Annotated in this window: 24 protein-coding genes and 2 tRNA genes; 14 read left to right on the top strand and 12 right to left on the bottom strand. The window is 66.0% G+C overall.

Annotated features, from left to right (window positions below; all coding sequences use genetic code 11):
• Nucleotides 1-90: 90 nt before the first annotated feature.
• From Q5H91_RS07685 to Q5H91_RS07695, 3 genes are all read left to right on the top strand, one after another.
• Nucleotides 91-402 (top strand): ArsR/SmtB family transcription factor, encoded by a 312-nt coding sequence (locus Q5H91_RS07685; protein ID WP_305172786.1) that lies wholly within the window; start codon nt 91-93, stop codon nt 400-402.
• 93 nt (nt 403-495) lie between these two features.
• Nucleotides 496-1,065, top strand: coding sequence for a GDSL-type esterase/lipase family protein (locus Q5H91_RS07690; protein WP_305172787.1), 570 nt, complete (start codon nt 496-498; stop codon nt 1,063-1,065).
• A gap of 59 nt (nt 1,066-1,124) precedes the next feature.
• The gene (locus tag Q5H91_RS07695; RefSeq protein ID WP_305172788.1) at nt 1,125-1,628 is read left to right on the top strand and encodes a Ros/MucR family transcriptional regulator; all 504 of its coding nucleotides are present in this window, start codon (nt 1,125-1,127) and stop codon (nt 1,626-1,628) included.
• 84 nt (nt 1,629-1,712) lie between these two features.
• On the opposite strand, the gene Q5H91_RS07700 is transcribed toward Q5H91_RS07695, so the two are convergent.
• Together Q5H91_RS07700 and Q5H91_RS07705 are read right to left on the bottom strand one after the other, a co-directional pair.
• Entirely contained in the window at nt 1,713-2,150 is a 438-nt protein-coding gene (locus tag Q5H91_RS07700) for a hypothetical protein (RefSeq protein WP_305172789.1), read from the bottom strand.
• A gap of 79 nt (nt 2,151-2,229) precedes the next feature.
• Nucleotides 2,230-2,685 (bottom strand): hypothetical protein, encoded by a 456-nt coding sequence (locus tag Q5H91_RS07705; RefSeq protein WP_305172790.1) that lies wholly within the window; start codon nt 2,683-2,685, stop codon nt 2,230-2,232.
• A gap of 224 nt (nt 2,686-2,909) precedes the next feature.
• Between Q5H91_RS07705 and Q5H91_RS07710 the strand changes: the two genes are divergently transcribed.
• A complete protein-coding gene (locus Q5H91_RS07710; RefSeq protein ID WP_305172791.1) occupies nt 2,910-3,296 on the top strand; it encodes a hypothetical protein in 387 nt (128 codons plus the stop codon).
• 61 nt (nt 3,297-3,357) lie between these two features.
• Here Q5H91_RS07710 and Q5H91_RS07715 read toward each other — a convergent pair whose 3' ends face one another.
• The 4 genes from Q5H91_RS07715 to Q5H91_RS07730 all read right to left on the bottom strand — a co-directional run bounded on the left by Q5H91_RS07715 (nt 3,358) and on the right by Q5H91_RS07730 (nt 4,920).
• The gene (locus tag Q5H91_RS07715) at nt 3,358-3,921 is read right to left on the bottom strand and encodes a hypothetical protein (protein ID WP_305172792.1); all 564 of its coding nucleotides are present in this window, start codon (nt 3,919-3,921) and stop codon (nt 3,358-3,360) included.
• Between the two features lie 280 nt (nt 3,922-4,201).
• Nucleotides 4,202-4,357 carry a DUF6771 family protein gene (locus Q5H91_RS07720; protein WP_305172793.1) on the bottom strand — a complete coding sequence of 52 codons (156 nt, stop codon included), beginning with the start codon at nt 4,355-4,357 and terminating at the stop codon, nt 4,202-4,204.
• A 92-nt stretch (nt 4,358-4,449) separates the two neighbouring features.
• Complete coding sequence (locus Q5H91_RS07725) at nt 4,450-4,644, bottom strand: hypothetical protein (protein ID WP_305172794.1); 195 nt, start codon at nt 4,642-4,644, stop codon at nt 4,450-4,452.
• Nucleotides 4,645-4,716: 72 nt separating this feature from the next.
• On the bottom strand, nt 4,717-4,920 hold the full coding sequence (locus Q5H91_RS07730; RefSeq protein ID WP_305172795.1) for a helix-turn-helix domain-containing protein: 204 nt from the start codon (nt 4,918-4,920) through the stop codon (nt 4,717-4,719).
• A gap of 46 nt (nt 4,921-4,966) precedes the next feature.
• Between Q5H91_RS07730 and Q5H91_RS07735 the strand changes: the two genes are divergently transcribed.
• Nucleotides 4,967-5,488: a hypothetical protein gene (locus tag Q5H91_RS07735; protein ID WP_305172796.1), complete on the top strand. Its 522-nt coding sequence runs from the start codon at nt 4,967-4,969 to the stop codon at nt 5,486-5,488.
• Nucleotides 5,489-5,597: 109 nt separating this feature from the next.
• Here the strand turns inward: Q5H91_RS07735 and terL are convergent, their stop codons facing one another.
• From terL to Q5H91_RS07755, 4 genes are all read right to left on the bottom strand, one after another.
• Nucleotides 5,598-7,055 (bottom strand): phage terminase large subunit, encoded by a 1,458-nt coding sequence (gene terL, locus Q5H91_RS07740; RefSeq protein WP_305172797.1) that lies wholly within the window; start codon nt 7,053-7,055, stop codon nt 5,598-5,600.
• A complete protein-coding gene (locus tag Q5H91_RS07745; RefSeq protein ID WP_305172798.1) occupies nt 7,052-7,552 on the bottom strand; it encodes a DUF5681 domain-containing protein in 501 nt (166 codons plus the stop codon). Before Q5H91_RS07745 ends, terL begins: the two co-directional genes overlap by 4 nt.
• 34 nt (nt 7,553-7,586) lie before the next feature.
• Nucleotides 7,587-9,011, bottom strand: coding sequence for a site-specific DNA-methyltransferase (locus Q5H91_RS07750; RefSeq protein WP_305172799.1), 1,425 nt, complete (start codon nt 9,009-9,011; stop codon nt 7,587-7,589).
• A gap of 816 nt (nt 9,012-9,827) precedes the next feature.
• A tRNA-Ser gene (locus tag Q5H91_RS07755) sits at nt 9,828-9,918 on the bottom strand.
• 85 nt (nt 9,919-10,003) lie between these two features.
• On the opposite strand from Q5H91_RS07755, the gene Q5H91_RS07760 reads away from it, so the two are divergent.
• Nucleotides 10,004-10,879: a peptidylprolyl isomerase gene (locus Q5H91_RS07760; protein ID WP_305172800.1), complete on the top strand. Its 876-nt coding sequence runs from the start codon at nt 10,004-10,006 to the stop codon at nt 10,877-10,879.
• Nucleotides 10,880-10,928: 49 nt separating this feature from the next.
• Here Q5H91_RS07760 and glmS read toward each other — a convergent pair whose 3' ends face one another.
• A complete protein-coding gene (gene glmS, locus Q5H91_RS07765) occupies nt 10,929-12,764 on the bottom strand; it encodes a glutamine--fructose-6-phosphate transaminase (isomerizing) (protein ID WP_305172801.1) in 1,836 nt (611 codons plus the stop codon).
• Between the two features lie 185 nt (nt 12,765-12,949).
• Here glmS and infA point away from each other — a divergent pair, with 185 nt between their 5' ends.
• The 7 genes from infA to Q5H91_RS07800 all read left to right on the top strand — a co-directional run bounded on the left by infA (nt 12,950) and on the right by Q5H91_RS07800 (nt 17,486).
• Nucleotides 12,950-13,168, top strand: coding sequence for a translation initiation factor IF-1 (gene infA / locus Q5H91_RS07770; RefSeq protein ID WP_007403889.1), 219 nt, complete (start codon nt 12,950-12,952; stop codon nt 13,166-13,168).
• 29 nt (nt 13,169-13,197) lie between these two features.
• Complete coding sequence (locus Q5H91_RS07775) at nt 13,198-13,767, top strand: Maf family protein (RefSeq protein WP_305172802.1); 570 nt, start codon at nt 13,198-13,200, stop codon at nt 13,765-13,767.
• Between the two features lie 116 nt (nt 13,768-13,883).
• Nucleotides 13,884-14,834, top strand: coding sequence for a ribonuclease (locus Q5H91_RS07780; RefSeq protein ID WP_305172803.1), 951 nt, complete (start codon nt 13,884-13,886; stop codon nt 14,832-14,834).
• Entirely contained in the window at nt 14,834-15,016 is a 183-nt protein-coding gene (gene yacG, locus Q5H91_RS07785; protein ID WP_305172804.1) for a DNA gyrase inhibitor YacG, read from the top strand. Before Q5H91_RS07780 ends, yacG begins: the two co-directional genes overlap by 1 nt.
• A 32-nt stretch (nt 15,017-15,048) precedes the next feature.
• Nucleotides 15,049-15,124 (top strand) — tRNA-Phe (locus tag Q5H91_RS07790).
• 136 nt (nt 15,125-15,260) lie between these two features.
• Entirely contained in the window at nt 15,261-16,610 is a 1,350-nt protein-coding gene (locus Q5H91_RS07795) for a tetratricopeptide repeat protein (RefSeq protein ID WP_305172805.1), read from the top strand.
• Nucleotides 16,611-16,721: 111 nt separating this feature from the next.
• On the top strand, nt 16,722-17,486 hold the full coding sequence (locus tag Q5H91_RS07800) for a helix-turn-helix transcriptional regulator (RefSeq protein ID WP_305172806.1): 765 nt from the start codon (nt 16,722-16,724) through the stop codon (nt 17,484-17,486).
• A gap of 7 nt (nt 17,487-17,493) precedes the next feature.
• Here Q5H91_RS07800 and Q5H91_RS07805 read toward each other — a convergent pair whose 3' ends face one another.
• Nucleotides 17,494-17,961: a MarR family winged helix-turn-helix transcriptional regulator gene (locus Q5H91_RS07805; protein WP_305172807.1), complete on the bottom strand. Its 468-nt coding sequence runs from the start codon at nt 17,959-17,961 to the stop codon at nt 17,494-17,496.
• 53 nt (nt 17,962-18,014) lie between these two features.
• Here Q5H91_RS07805 and hppD point away from each other — a divergent pair, with 53 nt between their 5' ends.
• Nucleotides 18,015-19,118 (top strand): 4-hydroxyphenylpyruvate dioxygenase, encoded by a 1,104-nt coding sequence (gene hppD, locus Q5H91_RS07810; protein WP_305172808.1) that lies wholly within the window; start codon nt 18,015-18,017, stop codon nt 19,116-19,118.
• The last annotated feature ends 10 nt before the right edge of the window (nt 19,119-19,128 follow it).

Below are 19,128 nucleotides of genomic sequence, written 5' to 3' on the forward strand. Positions count from 1 at the left end.
CGCTGCCGGCTGACGGTCAGATGGTGGGTTAGTTCATCATTTCAATAATGCCGAACTATTAAATTGCTGAAGCATGCCTATATTTGCTCCATGCCCCGCTTCACTCATCCCCGACTGGAGGACGTGCCCCTCGAGATGGCGCTGCACGCGCTTGCCGATCCCAATCGGCTGGCGATGGTTGCGCGGCTTGCGGCTACCGAGCGGCTGAGCTGCTCGGGTGCCGCGCCGTGCGAGACGATCCCGAAGAGCACGCTCTCCAACCACCTGAAGCTGCTGCGCGCCGCCGGGCTGATCGAGACGGTTCAGGCTGGACGCGAGATGATCAACGCGCTGCGCCGCGCCGACTTCGACCAGCGCTTCCCCGGCCTGCTCGATGCGGTACTCGCCAACCAGCGGATCTAACCTGATACCTCGGCAGCGGCGTGCCAGTGTGCCGCCGTGGAGGAGCCTTCCATCCTTCTGCACGCGACACCATCACCTATCTTTCAGCCAACCATGACCATTCCTCATCCTTTGATCCTCGCGATCGGCGACAGCCTGATCGCAGGCTACGGCCTTAGCCAGGCGGAAAGCTTCACCGCTCAGCTAGAGCGCCGTCTCCAAGCGACGTTCCCCGACGCTCGGGTGATGAACGCCGGCGTCTCGGGCGATACGGCTGCCGGCGTGCTGAAGCGGCTACCGGCCCTGCTGTCGCGCCTCCCCGCTCGTCCTGCGCTCGCCATCGTTCAGGTCGGCCCGAACGACGTGCTGCGACAGGTGCCGCCCTCGGTTGTGCGCGCCAGTCTGGAGGCGATCCTGCTCGAGCTCGGCCGCTGCGGAATACCGGTGCTGCTGACGACGGTCGAGCCGCCAGCGCTGCTGCGCGACCGGGCCGCTGCCTATATCGGCATCCACCAGGAGCTTGCGACGCTTCATGGCGCTGTGACCGCACCGTTCTTTCCGGACGGCGTACTGGGCCATCCGGCAATGGTGTTGGCCGACCAGATGCATCCAAATGGCGCCGCAATCAGCGCAGTTGTAGATGCGCTGCTGCCAATAGTCGAAAAACTGCTGGCCGACGATTGATCTGAGACTGTGTTGCTGTATCCAGATGGCTGTCTCTACATCGACACAGGAGCTTTGAATTGACCGATACCGACAATAAGTCCGATCTGGTGATGTTGGCTGCCGAGCTTACTGCTGCCTGGCTTTCCAACCCGAACAACCGCGTCAACAGCGAGGACGTGCCGGCCTTTCTCACCAAGATGCACGTGACCGTCCAGCAGCTGTCGGGGACCAGTCAAGCCGCCGCGGAGCCGCCCAGCGCCCCGGGATACACGCCGGCGGTGTCCGTTCGGAAGTCTCTCGCCTCGCCAGACCACATCATCTCGATGATTGATGGCAAGAAGTACAAGACGCTGAAGCGCCATCTCTCTACCAACGGCCTGACTCCGGACGAGTATCGCGAGCGCTACGGGCTGAAGGCGGATTACCCCATGGTGGCACCAGCCTACGGCGAAGCGCGACGTGCGATGGCGGTGAAGATCGGCCTCGGCCGCAAGCCTAAAGCTGCGACGCCGGAGGAGGCGCCTGCTGACGCCCCTGCCAAGACGCCGCGCAAGCGCAAAGCGACCGAAGCCACCGAGTGAGAGATTGCGCCGGGCGGCTTTGCCGACCCGGCGTCCTGAACGGGGTGCGGGCTGGTCGGCGGCCGGCCGACGCGGTGCGGCGTTCTACCTGACCGCAGCTTCCCTCTTTGGCAGCGCGGCGTTCATGTCGTTGCCGGCGGCTGCGCCGGCGGGCATCGACATGAGCCAGCGTCTGGCGCTCACCTCATCATCGAACAGCTCATGTCCGGCAAGGTCCGCCACGCGCATCGCCTGCAGCCGTGACAATGCGCTCTTCATCACGACAGCCGTGTGCGCCTTCATGACGGTCTTGCCGTGCGCGATGATCCTGGCGTGCCCGTCTGCGATCGCCTGTGCCTGGATCGGATAATCCGACATGTTCACCAGGATGCGTCGGCAACCACCGGTTCGCCCGAGCGCCTCGGCCTGCCGCACAAGTTCGGCAACATAGGCCTTCATCACCGCTGCCGACCAAAAGCCCGCAACGCGGATGCGCAGCAGGTGAAGCGCAGGTTCGATCGTTACCGTGTACATCTGCTCCACACCGAACGCCCTCCCCGACGCCCGGCGTGATTGCCAGACAGGTGTGAACGAAGGGTGTGGGTGCGACCGCGCGGGCCGATCAGGCCGCCGCCTTGCAGTCGCTCTCCTGCAACCAAGCCTCGGCCGACTCGATGGAGTGGAAGTAAGCGGCGCCTCGCCCGGTCGCCGCCCGCTTGATCTGGGAGCGGGCGAGCGACGATGCGACAACGATGGCGATGCGGCGACCATGGTAGCGCGGGTTGGCAATGAGCGCCTGAAAGGCGCCGACGCTCTCCTGCGACTGGATCTTCATCTCGCGCATGTCGACGAGGGTCACATGATCGCCCTGCCGGCATTTGAGCCGCTGATGTGCCTCGGCGCGCGCGGCATCGAAGCGTGCGATGTCGGTCGGTGTGAAGAAGCCTGCCAGCGTGACTCGGATGAAGCTGTGCTCGACATCGACCGCAAGGGAGAAGGAAGACTGCATGGCCCCTTCATCCCGCTGATTTCTTGCCATATTGTTGCCGCTTCGACCAAGGTCGAATAGCCAGCGCATCAGCCGCTTTCGATAGGATCGGCTGTGCCGCCAGTAGCGCGAGACCCCCGCGCCGCGCAGTCTAAGCCAAAGGTGAGGCTCTCTTTGCCTGACCCAGGCTCGCGGGTGCAGCGAAGATCCCTGCACCATCTCCAAGTTGTCGATCTTACATTTGGCACGCAAGCATTGTTGATCAGACAAATGGCGTTGGTTACCATCTCGACAAAGGGACGAACAATGCGAGGGTGGATCGCGTGATCACGCGTTCGATCGAGGGCGAGTCTGGTATTATCGTCATCACTGCTCGCGGTCGGTGGAGCGCAGCCGATGTCGAGGCCCATTATTCTGCGCTCCGAATGTTGATCCAGCCGATCCGGGACGCAGGGGAGATCGTGCGCATCCTATCCGACGTGCGCCAGGCCGAACGTCAAACAGCAGAGATCGAGGAGCAGATCCTGCGCGAGATGCAGCGGACCTACGCTGCTGGCGACCGCATCGCCATTCTCACCGCCGACGCTGACGCGCAGGTGCATCTGCGCCACCTGCTCCGCCACATCGATGTGTCCGCCTTTCAGTCGCAACTGCCGGCCGAGATGTGGCTGGCGACCGACACCCTAGCGAAGATCCGGTAATCGCGGTCGTCTAATACCGTGGGCTGTACGATGCTACAGGGCTGACCGCAGCGACACGCCGCTAACGATCGGATCGCTGCAGCTCGAAGGCCAAACCATCGCCGATCGTCTCCAGGCTGGCCGGCACCTGTTTAGTCCGCTGCCAGCGCGTCTTGCTGGCGACATCGTCCTCCATCGATCCGGTGACGATCTTCACGCGGGCCGTGACGAAGTTGGCACTGAGCGTCTCGGTTTCACCACTGTTCCGCTGCAGCGCCTCCTTGTCGAACCCGATCAGGCGGAAGCGCGCACCATCCCAGCGGAACGCGAGGGTCGAGGTATAGGTCGTCCACCCGCCCATGCTGCGCCAGTAGCTGAGACCAAGACGCAGCACGTCGCCGCGGATGGTGAGCGCGTCGGGGGCAAAGGGATCGTCCATGTACCGATCATCGATGCGCGGAATGACGGCGGCGTTGGCCAGCTGCAGGCGGTACCCGCCAGCCTGGCCGAAGGCGACCAGCAGCACGCGTGGGTTGGTGTCCAGTGGCGTGGAGATGCCCTCGATGTGGACGATGCAATTCGGATCGGCACCCTTCAGGACCGCGGCAATGTCCGGTTTGCCGTCGCGGTTCAGATCGCCTTGCACCGATCGCTCGAGCGCCCACCCGGGCGGTACGAAACCCGCGGCGGTTGCGGCTGATGCCGCCAGCGGCGGCTTGCTCGGACGAAGGCTCGGCGGCTCCCCTTCCTCCGCGGCAACACGGGACAGGGCAACACAGATGGCGGCGGCGACCGGAGGCATAGCCCATGCTATGCTCAACTCTTCCGCTCCGCCAATGGCTTTCCGAGATGGACAACAAACAAGGCTACGCGGTCGGACAAAGCCGGCTAGCCGTCCCCGGACCTTGCCAGCCTAGTGGCCTGGCTCACTTGATGGCCAGCGCCGCCGAAATCATCGCAGCGAGCGTCTCCTCTGCCCGTTGCCGGATCGACGGATCGCGTGCTGACAGGTCAGACCGCACCCACTCCGGTGCACGGGCAAGGACCTTTTGGACCAGATCAACGAGCGCTTCAGACTGCATGGTGCAAGGGGCTCTCCCACGCATCCCAATCGTTCGCAAGCGTGGGTACGCTCGGGCGAGTTCCGCTGTTAGCGCCACCCTTGTGGTGATTTTCAGCGGCCGCGCGACGCCTTGACTCGTTCGATTGCCTCAGCAACATCGGCGATCTTTTCCAATGTCCTGGCGGCCTGCCGCAGCTCACCGAAGAGTTCGGGGCTGTAAGGCCCTAATATCACCTTCGGCGACAAGTCCTCCATGATCATGCCAGCCGCTGTCATATACACGCGGATCATTTCATCATCGCTCATCGTCACGCTCCTGGACGCGACACATGCCGTGATGACGTTAGAAGTCGATATGCAGCTTTTGCCTTTGCCTAGTCAGGCTATGAGGTCACTGGCGGTGAGCGCAAACGGCACAGCCAGCTTCTCCACCATCATGATCGTTGGATTGCGCGCGCCGCGTTCCAGGTCGCTCACATAGGTGCGGTGGATGCCTGCCCGGTCGGCATAATCCTCCTGGCTCCAGCCATGTTCTGAACGCAGGCGACGCAGATTGGCAGAGAGGCGCTGACGGACGTCCACGTGCCCAGAAAGACCGCCATGTCGCTCATCGATCTACAGACGATGAGTGACATTCCGGTTGATTTCCAACGTGCTTCCGGCATGTGCGGTGTCACTGATTGTCGACAAGGCGCGAAGCTGCTCCGGCGATCGACGCTTGGATGTGAACGGACACGGGGGAAGTATGGAACTCGTTGGATTTATCGTGATCGTGCTCTGGAGCAGCATGAACGCGCTGATCGCCAGTAAGCGCGGGCGTTCCGGTGGGGCGATATTCGCCGCATCCATCGTGCCCGTCTTACCCCTCATTATTCTCGCATCGCTCGGCAGTCAGGGTAGCGGTACGGTCATGGCCATTACAGCCTTTTTGCCGCCGCTGGGCGGTTTCCTTGCGGCGATAGCGATGCCCACGGGCGCCGAGGCAGCGGCGCGTACAGGCGCATATGGCGACTTGGTACGCTGCCCCTTCTGCGCTGAGTCGGTCCGGAAATTGGCTGTTCGATGCCGGCATTGCGGAAGCGACCTGAAGCCGAGCGCGAAAGCCGAGCTGGCGGCGGCAACGACGGCGTCACCTACTGCCGCCGAGTGACACGCTTGATGGCGGACCATGAAAAGCGGCATGCTCTGTTTGAGCGCGCCGCCTTGATTTCGTCTGAAATGTAGTCCGGACATGATGACGAGATGGGGGTTGTATGCCGTTACCAGGGTCGGCGCTGATGGTGGACAGGCCGGTTCGGCCGCCCGGTACGCTCGTCGTAGGTCGATAGCACCCACGCCCACTGCTTGCGCTGATGGTTGATGAATTGGCTAACGCTGTCGACCTGATCGTCGTGTTTTCCGAGCGGAAACCCACGCAGCTCCTTGCAGAAGTCGTCCAGCCACGGTGCCGCAGAGGGTAGCAGAATGTTGCCCTCTTCGATCTCACCGAAGCAGCCGGTGAACCGCGCCTCTTTGTCGATCACCGCCTTGCACAGGCGCAGCTGAAAGATCCCTTGCAGTCGCAGATCCTGGGCGAGCGACTTACCGGCACCGGCATCCTCGATCAGCACACGGTCGACTTTCCAGCGTTTGCCAAGCCGGATGACCTCTCGCTTCAGGTCGGGATAGTCCAGCCGGTTACGGTAGACATCGACCAAGTACCATTTGTGGTCGCGAAAGCCCCAGGTCGTGCATACCGAATAGTCGCTGGTGGGCGCCGCACTCATGCCCGTATCCCAGCTCTGGACGACCTTGGTGAAATCGGTCCGTGCTGGTGCCTCGGTGTAGGTCTTGAACCACTCCATGCGGATGGCATTGCCGTCGGGGGTGACGGGGTTTTGCTGGTACTGCGCCGAAAACACCGCTGGCCCGAGTTCGCGGCGGATCTGCTCCAGTAGCTGGCGGCTTTCCCGCTCTGGGTTCAGGAGGTCGCCGATGGTACGGGTGTGGAACCGATTGGGGCCAATCGGCACCTTCTCCTCGCGTTCGGCAATCGAGGGCAGGTTCAGGTGCCGATAGCCGCGCTCCAGGAGCATGGCCGGCAGATCGTCTTCGTGGAGCCGCTGCTGGATGGAGATGATGCGCCCAGTCTGCTTGTTGTTCAGGCGGGTGAAGAGGGTGTTGCCGAACCAGCCCTTCACCTCCTCACGGGCAGCCTGGCTGCGCACCTCGTCGGCCTTCATGCAATCATCGACGATGATGAGGTCGGCACCAAAGCCGGTGACCGAGCCTGCCACTGACACGGCCTTGCGCACCCCGCCACGGGTGGTCTCGATCTCCAGCGCACGGTTGCCGCCATCGGCGATGCGGGTGTTGGGAAAGAGCTCCTGATACCAGCGCGCCTCCAGAAGGGTGCGGAACTGGCCGGCATGGAGCCTGGACAGGTCCTGGCTGTAGCTGGCCACCATCACTTTCAGCGTTGGATCACGGCCAAGCGCCCAGGCGACGAACGCCACTGAGGCAGTCACCGACTTCAGGTGCCGCGGCGGCACGGTGATGACGAGCCGTCGCTCGTCACCCCGTTCCACCTCCTGGAGCGCGTGGCACATTGCATCCAGGTACCAGGCGCGTGCCAGCGGCGGCTCGCCTGGATGCAGCGTCTCAAACGCCTTGCTCAGGAACAAGGGTAAGTACTCGCGGCGGGCTGCCGCGAGTACCCTCGGATCATAGGCCGTCATGACGCATCTCCCGCTAGCCCCAAGCCAGCAAGGATGTCGGCAGCCACCATGTCACGGTACTGCGCCATTGCGAGCACATCAGCCTCGCTGACCTCCACAGCAGCCTCCGTCGCGACCGCCTGCGCCGACGCTTGCGCGGCATAAGCCGCCGCATATTGGCGCAAGACCTGTTCGACCATCCGCGGGTTGCCTTTCGCCGCTACCTCGATGGACTTGCGGAGTAGCACCTCGATGCGCGGCACGCGCTTGGGGCCAGTGGGGGTGTTGACCGTGATCCGCTCATCCAGGATCTCGCGCACCATGGTGTCCAGGTTCTTGGACCCTTTGGGGCGACCACGTGGGTTGCCCGACTGGCCGGGCTTGAAGCGGCGGGCGACGGGCGGCTTGCCATAGCCGACCTCGTAGGCGGCCTCGCTCGAGGCTGGCTGGACGGAGTGAACAGGTGCGGACGGCGCTACCACCATCGGCGGTGGTACCGCCGCCTGCGACAGCGGCACAGGGCGGGCACGATGACGCGCAGGCGGGAGGCGATCAGGCAGCGACATTGACCATCTCCCCCTGCTGGCGCTCGGCGGCGCTATCGGTCGCAACAGCGATCTCGGCTGCGGCGCGACGTTCGGCGGCAATCTCCGTCCAGGTGCGGCCATCACCCACCAGGATTGGCTCGCCACCCGTCATTGTCCGCCAGCGTCGCACCGCCACGTCGATGTAGCGCGGCTCGATCTCGGTGCCGTAGCCAATCCGCTTGGTGCGCTCGGCCGCCAACAGCGTGGTGCCCGAGCCCATAAAGGCATCAAGCACGATGTCGCCCTGCTGGGTCACGTCGCGGATAGCGTCGGCAACAAGCGCGATAGGTTTGACGGTCGGATGATCCGCCAGATCTTGATCACGGCTGGCGCCGAAACTATTTGCCCCAGCATATTCCCACACGTTAGTCCGGTAGCGACCGTGCTTACCGAGCTCGACGTTGTTGGTGTGGGGCGCCTTGCCCTTCTTGGCGATCAGCACCATTTCGTGTTTTGACCTATACAAGCTGCCCATGCCTGCATTGGACTTCGACCAACAGCACAGGTTGAGCAACGCTAGCTTGTTTTTTTCTAAAGCCCCCAGCAGCTCACCTAGGTGGCGCCAGTCCATGCAGACGTCGACCACGCTGCCGTCAGCTACCACGGGGAGCATGGCAGCCAAGAAGCGAGTGAGAAAGTCGGTGAACTCTGCCTTCGTCATTTCGCCGGAAGCTTCGTGGAACTCCTGGTGCTTGACCTTGCCCAGACCACTGACATGGCCATTCACTTTCGTGTTGAACGGGGGGTCCGAGAAGATCATGCGCGCCATCTTGCCGTCTAGGAGACGCTCCCAAGATGCCGGCTCCGTTGCTGATCCGCAGAGCAGTCGGTGGGCGCCGAGCTGCCAGAGGTCACCGGGTCGAGCGACCGGCACAACCGGCGGCTCAGGAACATCGTCGGCGGGATCAGCATCGCTGACCGGATCGGCAGCATCGAGCAGGACGTCAAGCTCGGCCGTCGACCAGCCCAGCCCTTCCATCTCGATCTCGCCCAACGACAGGATCTCGTCGATCTCGACCGCGAGGATATCCATATCCCAAGTCGCGAGGGATGGAAGCCGATTGTCAGCCAAGCGGTAGGCCTTCACCTGCGCAGGCGTCAGGTGCACGGCCGAAATCGTCGGCACCTCGGCTAGCCCTGCTCGCTTGGCCGCCTCAACGCGTGCGTGCCCTGCGATGATGGTGCTGTCACTATCGAGCAGGACGGGGATAATGAACCCGAACTCACGGATCGATGCCGTGAGCGCGACCAGCTGACGCTCGGGGTGCTGGCGCGGGTTGCGCTTGTAAGCGAGGAGCTCGCCTGGCTGGCGGTACGAAATTTCACCTAAGCGAGCAAACAGTGCATCGCTGTTCGACTTGGTACTTCTGGTAGCCTTAGGTCGCGACATGTCGCATCTCCGGGATAGCTCCCGCGTGGCTGTCATGGGGACGCGCCTCTCCAATCCGCCGAAGACTAGCGGGTGCACAAAGACGAGTCCCGCTGCCTCGGGAGAATGGTTGAGTTTTCCGGAATTGCTCTGACCGAAGTCTGTGCTGCCCGCGGGCCGGAACGGCTTAGGCGGGATTTCGGTGTTGGTTCCCTGTTCTACAAGCCATTTCAAGAAAAAACTTGACATGGGCGATTTCGGCCGGCTCCGACTCTGTGCAGGGTGGCTGCTGCTTGGCTGTTTGCCGGCGCGGCGTCCCTACTGATTCCCTGTTAGCTGGCGCAGGGAATTTCTCTAAATTCGCGTGAATTCACAGTCACCTACCCGAGCGATAACGTCGCTTCTCAGCCGCTAGCATCACCAAATCCCTGTAGATCGACGGATAACAGGCAAATTCGCCAATTCAGGGAAACCGTACTGCCGGCTGAGCGCGCGGAGAACGCGGGCGAGAACTGCCGGCTTTCTCCTCGACCGACTTTCTCTTCATTACCGTTGCCGGCCCGCAAAGCCGCAGTTCTGCGCCGATATCTGCGGCCTTGCGGTGCGAAACGCTGATCGAGAAGACTGATTGGCGGACCGAAGATGCATTCGAACGTTCGATATCAAATCCATCAAAGCCATTCCGTACCAGTCGGGAACTCGGCGGAGAAAATCCGAGTGATTTTCGTATTCCCAGTTTGCAGCTGACTCTCCGCACTACCGAACCATGCCGAACAGGCGCGGAAACGCGCCGGAAACTCAGGATTTTCCGTGCAAAAACAATAGCTTGAGACCTGATGGCGGAGCGGGAGGGATTCGAACCCTCGATACGCTTTTGGCGTATACTCACTTTCCAGGCGAGCGCCTTCGACCACTCGGCCACCGCTCCGCATACCTGGGCCTCGCGCACTAGGCGGGAGCGGCGCGCGGCGCAAGCGGTTGCGCAGTGCCATCTGCTCGGGCAGGCTGGTGCCATGCTGAGTCTGCTCGTCGCCGCGCTGCTCCAGAGCGCCGCTCCCGCCGTCCCGCCCGCCCCGGCGGCGACGCCCGCCGATCCGTTGCCGGAGGATTGGGTGGCGATCCCCGACGACGAGGTGATGGTCATCACGCTGGCGAACGGCGGCACGGTTTCGGTACGGCTCGCGCCGGCGATGGCGCCGGTGCATGTCGCCAACATCCGCGCGCTGGTCGGGGCGCACTGGTGGGACGCGACCAGCATCTACCGCGTGCAGGACAATTATGTCGCGCAGTGGGGCGACGCGACCGAGAAGAAGCCGCTGCCGCCCGGCATCACGCTGCGGCCGCCGGCGGAATATGACCGGCCGGGTACCAGCGCGGTGGCCCGGCTGGGACGGCGGGACCCCTATGCCGACTGGGCGGGCTATAGCCGCGACGGCTGGCCGCTGGCGGGCAATTTCCAGTCGGAGTGGATGCCCCACTGCTACGGCATGGTGGGCGTCGGGCGCGACATGGCGCCGGATACCGGCAGCGGCGCCGAGCTCTACGTCGCGATCGGCCACGGGCCGCGGGCGCTCGACCGCAACGTCGCGCTGGTCGGGCGGGTGGTGGAGGGGATCGAGCGCGTCTCGGTCCTGCCGCGCGGCACGGGCGACCTGGGCTTCTACAAGACCGAGGGCGAGCGGGTGCCGATCGCGACGGTACGGCTGGCGAGCGAGATCCCCGCCGCCAGCCGGCCGCGCTACGAGTATCGCCGGACCGACAATCCGCGCTTCACCGCCTGGATCGCGGGTCGCGAGAACCGGCAGCCGCCCTTCTTCGTCGTGCCGGCGGGCGGGGCGGACATCTGCAACGCGATGCCGCCGGTGCGCCGGGGCGCGGCGGCACAGTAGCGAGGGAAGGCGTTCGGGACCGCGCCGAAGCGCGCTCCCGAACCGGTCCTCACCGCACGGTTACCGCCTTGGCCAGCGCGCGCGGGCGGTCGATGTTGCGGCCGAGCTTCACCGCGCAGTGATAGGCGAACAGCTCGCCCGCGACGAGCTGGATCATTGGATCCATGAACTTCGACACGCTCGGCAGCTCGACATAGGCTTCGAAGAAGCCGTCCGCGAAGACGCTGGGCAGGTCGTGGCCGAAACCGATGATGTTGCCGCCCCGCGCGCGGATCTCGTGCAGGCTGGAGACGACATGGGCGAAGCTCTCCGGGTCGTGCGCCGCATTGGGGATGAAGGCGACGGTGAAGAACTTCTCGTCGATCAGCGAGATGGTGCCGTGCTTCAGGAAGCCGGCCGGCATCGCCTCGGCATGGATGTACGACACTTCCTTGAACTTCAGCGCCGATTCGGCCGCCACCGGCCAGTGGATGCCGCGGCCCAGGAAGAACCAATGCTCGATCCAGCGATAGCGTTCGGCCACCGCCTTGATCTCGGGCGACAGCGACTGGACCAGCACGTCAAGCTGGGCGGCCAGCGCGTTCAGGTCGGCCATGTCGGCGCCCTCCGCCCCGCCGGCACGCGCTGCGACCTCGGCGGCCAGGCGCCAGACGATCGCGGTCTGGCTGATGACCGACTTGGTCGACAGCACGCAGACCTCGCGCCCGGCCCGCTGGAGGATCGGGAAGTCCGACATGCGCTGTGCGGTTGAGCCGGCGACGTTGTTGACCGCGACCAGCGCGGCGCCATCGGCCTGGGCCTGCTCCATGACGCGCAGGGTGTCATAGGTCTCGCCCGACTGCGAGACCGCGATCAGCGCGCCGTTGTCGCCCAGCGAGGCAAGGTTCATGAACTCGTCGGCCGAGTGGCACATCGCGCGGCGACCGGCGATCTGGTGGAAGAAATACTGGCCGAGCATGCAGACATAGTGCGAGCTGCCCGCCCCGCAAAAGGCGATGTCGGCCGTCGCCAGCCGCTCTGCCGCCGGCGCGAAGACCGAGCCCGGCATCGCCGCGACGGTACGCACCGCCTCCGATGTCTCGGTGATCTCCTTTATCATGAAATGCGGATAGTGGCCCAGCTCGGCGACCTCGGCGACCGTGGTCAGCGGGATGCGCTCCAGCTCCACCGCCGGGAAGTCGGGGGTCAGGAACGAGGCGACCCGCACCGCATCCCGGGTCACGAAGGCGATCTGGTCCTCTTCCAGATAGGCGATCCAGCCATCCTGTCCGGCGACCGCGACCGGATCGGAGCAGATGAAGCCAGCGCCGTCGGCAATGCCGACCGCGATCGGGCTCAGCCGGCGCACGCCGATCAGCAGCTCGGGCCGGTCGGCGCAGGTGATCGCCAGCCCGAACTCGCCCGACAGCTGCGCCAGCGTGGCGTGCAGCGCGGCATCGAGGTCGCCCGAGGTCGCATAATGGCGCGCGAGCAGATGGGCGATCACCTCGGTATCGGTTTCGGAGGAGAACTCCACGCCACCGGCGATCAGGTCGCGCTTCAGCTCGAGGAAATTCTCGATCACGCCATTATGGACGACTGCGAACTTGCCGTCGAACGAGCGGTGCGGGTGCGCGTTGGGGACAGTGACGCCGCCGTGGGTCGCCCAGCGGGTGTGACCGATCGCGGCATTGACCTGCGGCAGGCCGCCGGCGACCAGCGCCTGCGCCTGTTCCGATAGCGGCCCGACGCCGCGCACGATCGCGAAATCGGACGCCTTCACCCCGTCGGACTGGGCAAAGGAGAAACCGTAGGAGTCATAGCCGCGATATTCGAGCTTCTCGAGCGCGTGGACCGTACGGTCCTGAACCGGCTGGCCGGAGACAAAGGCGACGATGCCGCACATGCGCGGGAACTCCTGATAGGGTTTGCCGCGCCATGGCAGGCGGCGCGGGGGTGGGCAAGCTGGTGGTGCAGCAGGCGTGGCAATGCCGCCACAGACCTTGCCGCCCGGTGACGCGAACCCTACCTTTATTTCATGCGCAGTTTTCGCTAAGGCGACGCGCCTTCACGACAACCCGAGGATTTTGTTTGGCCAAGGAAGAACTGCTCGAGATGCGCGGTCGCGTGGTGGAGTTGCTCCCCAACGCGATGTTCCGCGTCCAGCTCGAGAACGATCACGAGATTCTCGGCCACACCGCCGGCAAGATGCGCAAGAACCGCATCCGCGTGCTGGTGGGGGACGAGGTGCTGGTCGAGCTGACCCCGTACGACCTGACCAAGGGTCGGATCACCTATCGCTTCAAGTGACGGGCAGCGTTGCGGGCGATAGCCTTGTGATGACGCTCGTCCTCGCCTCGTCCTCGCCGCGCCGGCGCGACCTGCTCGCGCGGATCGGCGCCGTGCCCACGCGCGTGGCGTCCCCCGACATCGACGAGAGTCCGCGTCCCGGCGAGCTGCCGCGCGCCTATGCGCTGCGGCTCGCGGTGGAAAAGGCGCAGGCGGTGGCGCGCGCGCCGGGCGAGATCGTCGTTGCCGGCGACACGACGATCGCGGTCGGCCGCCGCATCCTGCCGCCGGCGACCACCGAGGCGGTGCAGCGCGAGCTGATCGCGCTGCTCTCCGGCCGGCGCCATCACGCGCTGTCGGCGGTGTGCGTCATCGATGCGGGCGGGAAGGTCCGGACCCGGATCGCCGACACGATCGTCGCGTTCAAGCCGCTCTCCGCTGCCGAGATCGACGCCTATGTCGCGTGCGGCGAGGGGCTGGGCAAGGCGGGCGGCTATGCCATTCAGGGCCGGGCCGAGGCGTTCGTGCGGTTCCTGTCGGGCAGCCATTCGGGCGTCGTCGGACTGCCGCTGTTCGAGACGCGCGCGCTGCTGAAGGCGGCCGGGCTGGATCTTGGCTGACGGGTCCGCCCCTTCCGTCATCCCGCCGTACGCCGGGCCGACGATGGGGGTGAGGGCGACTCATCCCCGAACCCTCGGACATCATGTGGTCGAGAGATGTCGGGCCGCATTTCCCCATGGCTGAGTGGCTGTACGAGGCGGGCATCGGCGAACAGCGGGCCGCGCTGGTCGATGCCGACGACCGCATCCTGGTCGCCGCGATCGAGCCCGACGATGCCGGGCCGCTGGTCGGCACGGTCTGCGCGGCACGGCTGATCGAACTGCTGCCGGCGCGGCGCGGGCGGGTGACGCTCGCCGACGGTGGCGAGGCGATGCTCGACACGGTGCCGCCGGGTATGACGCAAGGATCTGCGCTGACCGTCGCGATCACGCGCGAGCCGATCGTCGAGCCCGGCCGCGCGAAGCCCGCGCGCTGCGTCGCTGCCGATGCCGCACCGGCGCCCGGGCCCGACCTGCTCGCGCGCATCGTCGCCACCGGCCATCCGGTTCGAACCCTGCGCCCGCACGAACCCGACCGTCTCGAACAGGCGGGCTGGAGCGAGGTGCTGGAGGAGGCGAGCGGTGGCGAGATCGCGTTTTCGGGCGGCACGCTGCTGCTCTGCCCGACGCCGGCGATGACGCTGTTCGACGTCGACGGCGCGCCGCCGGTCGACGCGCTGGCGCTGGCGGCGGCCGATGCGGTGGCGGCGGCGATCGTCCGCCACGACATCGGCGGCTCGATCGGCATCGACTTCCCGACCGTCCAGGGCAAGGCTATTCGGCAGGCGATCGCCGCCGCGCTCGACGCGGGGCTGCCGCAGCCGTTCGAGCGGACCGCGGTGAACGGTTTCGGCTTTCTCCAGATTGTTCGCCCCCGCCCCCGCCCCTCCCTGCCCGAGCGCCTGCGGGCCGATCCGGCGGCAGCGGCAGCGCGCGCCGCGCTGCGGCTGATCGAGCGCAGCCCGGCCGGCGCGTCGCTTCACCACCGCCTGCCCGCATCGGCGTTCCGGGCGCTCACTGCGCGCCCGGAGTGGCTGACGGAACTCGCGCGGCGTACCGGTGTCGTCCACTTACTGGAGAGCATGTAATGGCCCGCTCCGGCTGCCCGATCTGCGGCGATCCCGCCGACCCAACCCACGCCCCCTTCTGCTCCGCCCGGCATCGCGACCGCGACCTGCTGCAATGGCTGGGCGAGGGATATCGCCTGCCCGCCGGCCCTGCCGATGCGGAGGATGCAGACGGGGTGGACAAGGCGCACGCGCCCGACTAGGGACGCGCTTCCCGATTCTCCGGATCGGCAATGCCCGAGTAGCTCAGTTGGTAGAGCATGCGACTGAAAATCGCAGTGTCGGTGGTTCGAATCCGCCCTCGGGCACCATTCCGGTGTCCCTTTACACATCGCTGAGCTGAAATCCGCTGCGATTGCATCGATTTCGACGTCGACCGGTTGACACGCACGCGGGTCCCGGCTCGTGTCGGGCGGCCATCATCAGTTTGCAGGATGCGCCGAATCGATGCAGCGGGACGTCGACACGACCAAGCGACTGGACGGATGGAAGGCGATAGCGGGCTATTTCAAGCGCGATCGCTCCACCGTGATGCGCTGGGCCCGCGATCGCGAGCTGCCGGTGCGACGCCTGCCGGGCGGCAAGCAGGGTTCGGTCTTCGCGCTGGAGCATGAGCTGGCCGCTTGGGCGCTACGCCACGCCGACGAGGATGAACCGGCCGGCGCGCCCTCACCCGCCGCACCGCCCGCTGCTCCCTCGCGTCGCCGCGGGCGCTGGTTGCCCACGGTTTTGGTGATCGGCGGCCTCGGTGCGACCGGCGCGGCGGTGCTGGCATGGCGCGATCCCACGCCGCTCGCCCGGCCGGTCGCCGCCGCCGTCTCGCTGCCCGCCGATCCGCAGGCGGCCGCGGACTTCGTCGCAGCGCGCGACCACTGGGCGCTGCGCACCGATACCGACCTGCGCGAGGCGATCCGCCTGCTCCGCCGGGTGATCGGGCGCGCGCCGGACTTCGCGCCCGCGCACGCCGCGCTTGCCGATGTCTGGCTGCTGGAGCGCGAATATGGCAGCGCCGACGGACAGGCCGCGTTCGGGGCGGCCAAGGTCGCGGCGCAACGCGCGGTGGCCCTCGATCCGCAGCTGGCCGCCGCCCACCGCGCGCTCGGCTTCATCGCCTATTGGGGAGAGAACCGGAAGGATCAGGGCATGGCCTCGTTCCGGCGGGCGATCGCGCTCGACGACCGCGACGGCCAGACGCATTTCTGGTTCGCCAACGTGCTGGCCGATGCCGGTTACGACGAGCAGGCGCAGCTGGAATATGCGCGCGCCCGGCTGCTGTTGCCTGGGTCGACCGCAATCGAGATCGAGCACGGCTATTCGCACTGGCTTGCCGGGCGCGATCGGCAGGCGCTGGAGACGCTGACCGCGCTGGCGAAGCGATATCCGCACAACCCGAACCTGCATCTCTGCCTGTCCTGGGTCTATATCGCGATGGGCGACCTGGGTGCGTTCGTGCGGGAGAATGCGCTGGTCGCCAAGTATCGCAACGAGCCACGCGCGATCGCCGAGGCCGCAGCGCTGACCGCCGCCTATGCCCGCGATCCCGCCGCCGCGCTGGCGCTGCTGATCCGGCAGCGCCGTGACGAGGCCGATCGGGCGGCCAGTACGACCCGGCAGGCGCCGGCGCTGTTCGCCTCTTCGATGGGCGACCGGGACAGCACCGAGGCCCTGATGACCGAAGCGGTCGCGGCCGGCGAGCACTGGTACGGCAACAGCGTCCGCCGCCGCATCGCCGCGCGCTGGGCGAACGATGCGAAGATCCAGCAGCTGATCGGCCGCCTCTACGCGCCGGTGACGTAGCGTAAAATCCTGCGCTACGGCACAAAACCGCCGAATGGCGCAATTTGCCACACCTCTCTTCCGACCCATCGGCGCGATACCGGGACGACGCGGAACGGGAGGCGGGGCAGCATGGAACGGTCGATCAGCACGGGCGGGAATACCGGACGGTCGCGGCCGCTGTCGGGTATCGAGGGGCGGCGCGCGACGATCTGGCTGGATCGCCCCTTCGCCGCGCTACGCCCCGACATCGCGGCATTCGACGGCGTGGAACCCACTGTCGCCCGACCGTCGGTCAGGGTCGTACCGGCCGCGCGGCAGCGACAGGTCGAGGCCGACGCCCGGATCGCTGCGCTCGACGATCTCGGGCTCGCCGCGATCGTCTGCGACCCGTCGGGACGGGTGCTGGCCTGTTCGCAGCCGGCCGCTGCCATCCTCAACGCCGGCGAGATCCTGGCGGCATCGGCCGAGCGGCTGGTCGCGATCGATCCGCAGGGTCATGCCCGGCTGCGCGCCGCGATCGTTCGCTGCGGCACTGCCGAAGCGGAGGAGGCGGAGCGGATCACCCTCGCCCTGACCGGGGCGGACGGTCTGCCGGCGCGGCTCGACGTGGCGCCGCTGCGGCAGGACGGCATGTCGATCGGCTGCATCATCCAGGTAACGGAGAACCGGCCGGGCCGGCAGGTGGTGCAGCAGCTCGTCTCCGCCTTCGGCCTGACCCGCGCCGAGGCGGAGGTGGCGATCGACCTGGCCCATGGCCTGAGCGCGCGCGAGATCGCCGAGCGGCGGTCGGCGAGCAGCGACACGGTGCGCAAGCAGACCCAGGCGATCTTCCAGAAGCTCGACGTGTCGAAAGCAACGCGGCTGTCGTTCGTGCTGGGGCCGTTCCTGCGCTGAATGGCAGTCAGCCGGCCTGCTCTTCCGCCAGGATCGCCGCGTCGATCTTGCGCAGCGTCGCCGTGAAGGCGGCAAGCTCGGCCGCGTCGAAGCGGGCGAAGATGCGCCGCTCCAGCTCCAGCGCCTTGGGCGCGACCTGCGCGTAGAGGTCGCGGCCGGCGTCGGTCAGGTGCAGGAGGTGCGAGCGCTTGTCGTCGGGATGCGCGACGCGTGCCATCAGCCCGCGCTCGACCATCGCGATGGCCGCGCGGCTGACCGTCACCTTGTCCATCCGCGTGCGCCGGCCGATCTCCTGCTGGGTCGCGCCGCCGAGCGGCGACGCCTCTTCCTCCGCCACCACCGCGATCAGCCGCCATTCGGGGATGCGCAGGTCGAACAGCGCGACATAGATGCCCGCGATCGTGTCGCTTACCAGGTTCGAGGTGAAGGACAGCCGGAACGGCAGGAAGGCATCGAGGCGGAGGACGTCGCTCATAGGGATAGTAGTAGCATTTGACACCATGTCGGCAACATGCGATCCGGTTTCAAATGATACCGCTTCTGGAGGATGCCATGGCGTCGACCACCGATCAGCAGACCGCGACCGATAACCCGCTGGGCCTGGACGGGTTCGAGTTCTGCGAGTTCACCTCGCCCGATCCCGACGCGCTCGCCGCGCAATTCGAGGCGATGGGCTTCGTCGCCGCGCATCGCCATCCGACCCGGGACGTGGTCCGCTACAAGCAGGGCCGCATCAACCTGCTGCTGAACCGCGAGGCCGAGGGGCAGGCGGCCGACTTCCGCGCCGCGCACGGTCCGTCGGCGAGCGGCATGGCGTTTCGCGTCGCCGACCCCGCCGCCGCCTACGCCCATGCGATCGAGGAGGGCGCCACCGCGGTCGACGCCGCGCGCGGGACGCTGGGCGCGGAGGCGCGCGTGATCGAGGGGATCGGCGGCAGCTATCTTTACCTCGTCCAGGCGGGTGCGGACCTCTATGCCGACTGGCAGCCGGTGCCGGGCGCCGTTGAGGCGGAGGCCGCCAATAATGTCGGGCTCGACCTGCTCGACCACCTGACCCACAATGTCCGGCGCGGCGAGATGCGGACCTGGTCGAGCTTCTATGGCCGGCTGTTCGGCTTCCAGGAGCAGAAATATTTCGACATCAAGGGCAAGGCGACCGGGCTGTTCAGCCAGGCGATGATCGCCCCCGATGGCGCGATCCGCATCCCGCTGAACGAGAGCCAGGACGAGAACAGCCAGATCGAGGAGTTCATCCGCCAGTATCAGGGCGAGGGCATCCAGCATCTGGCGCTGACCACCGACGATATCTTCGACACCGTGGAAAAGCTGCGCGCGCGCGGCGTGCGGCTGCAGGACACGATCGATACCTATTACGAGCTGGTCGACAAGCGGGTGCCGGGGCATGGCGAGGACCTGGAACGCCTGCGCCGCAACCGCATCCTGATCGACGGCAATGTCGGTGACGAGGGGTTGCTGCTCCAGATCTTCACCGAGAACATGGTCGGCCCGATCTTCTTCGAGATCATTCAAAGGAAGGGCAATCAGGGCTTCGGGAACGGGAACTTCCAAGCCCTGTTCGAGTCGATTGAACTCGACCAAATTCGCAGAGGTGTGATCCAGGTCGACGCCTGAGATCCTCCCC

Origin of the sequence: Sphingomonas aurea, assembly GCF_030678875.1 — a bacterium.
In the GTDB taxonomy this organism is placed as follows: domain Bacteria; phylum Pseudomonadota; class Alphaproteobacteria; order Sphingomonadales; family Sphingomonadaceae; genus Sphingomonas; species Sphingomonas aurea.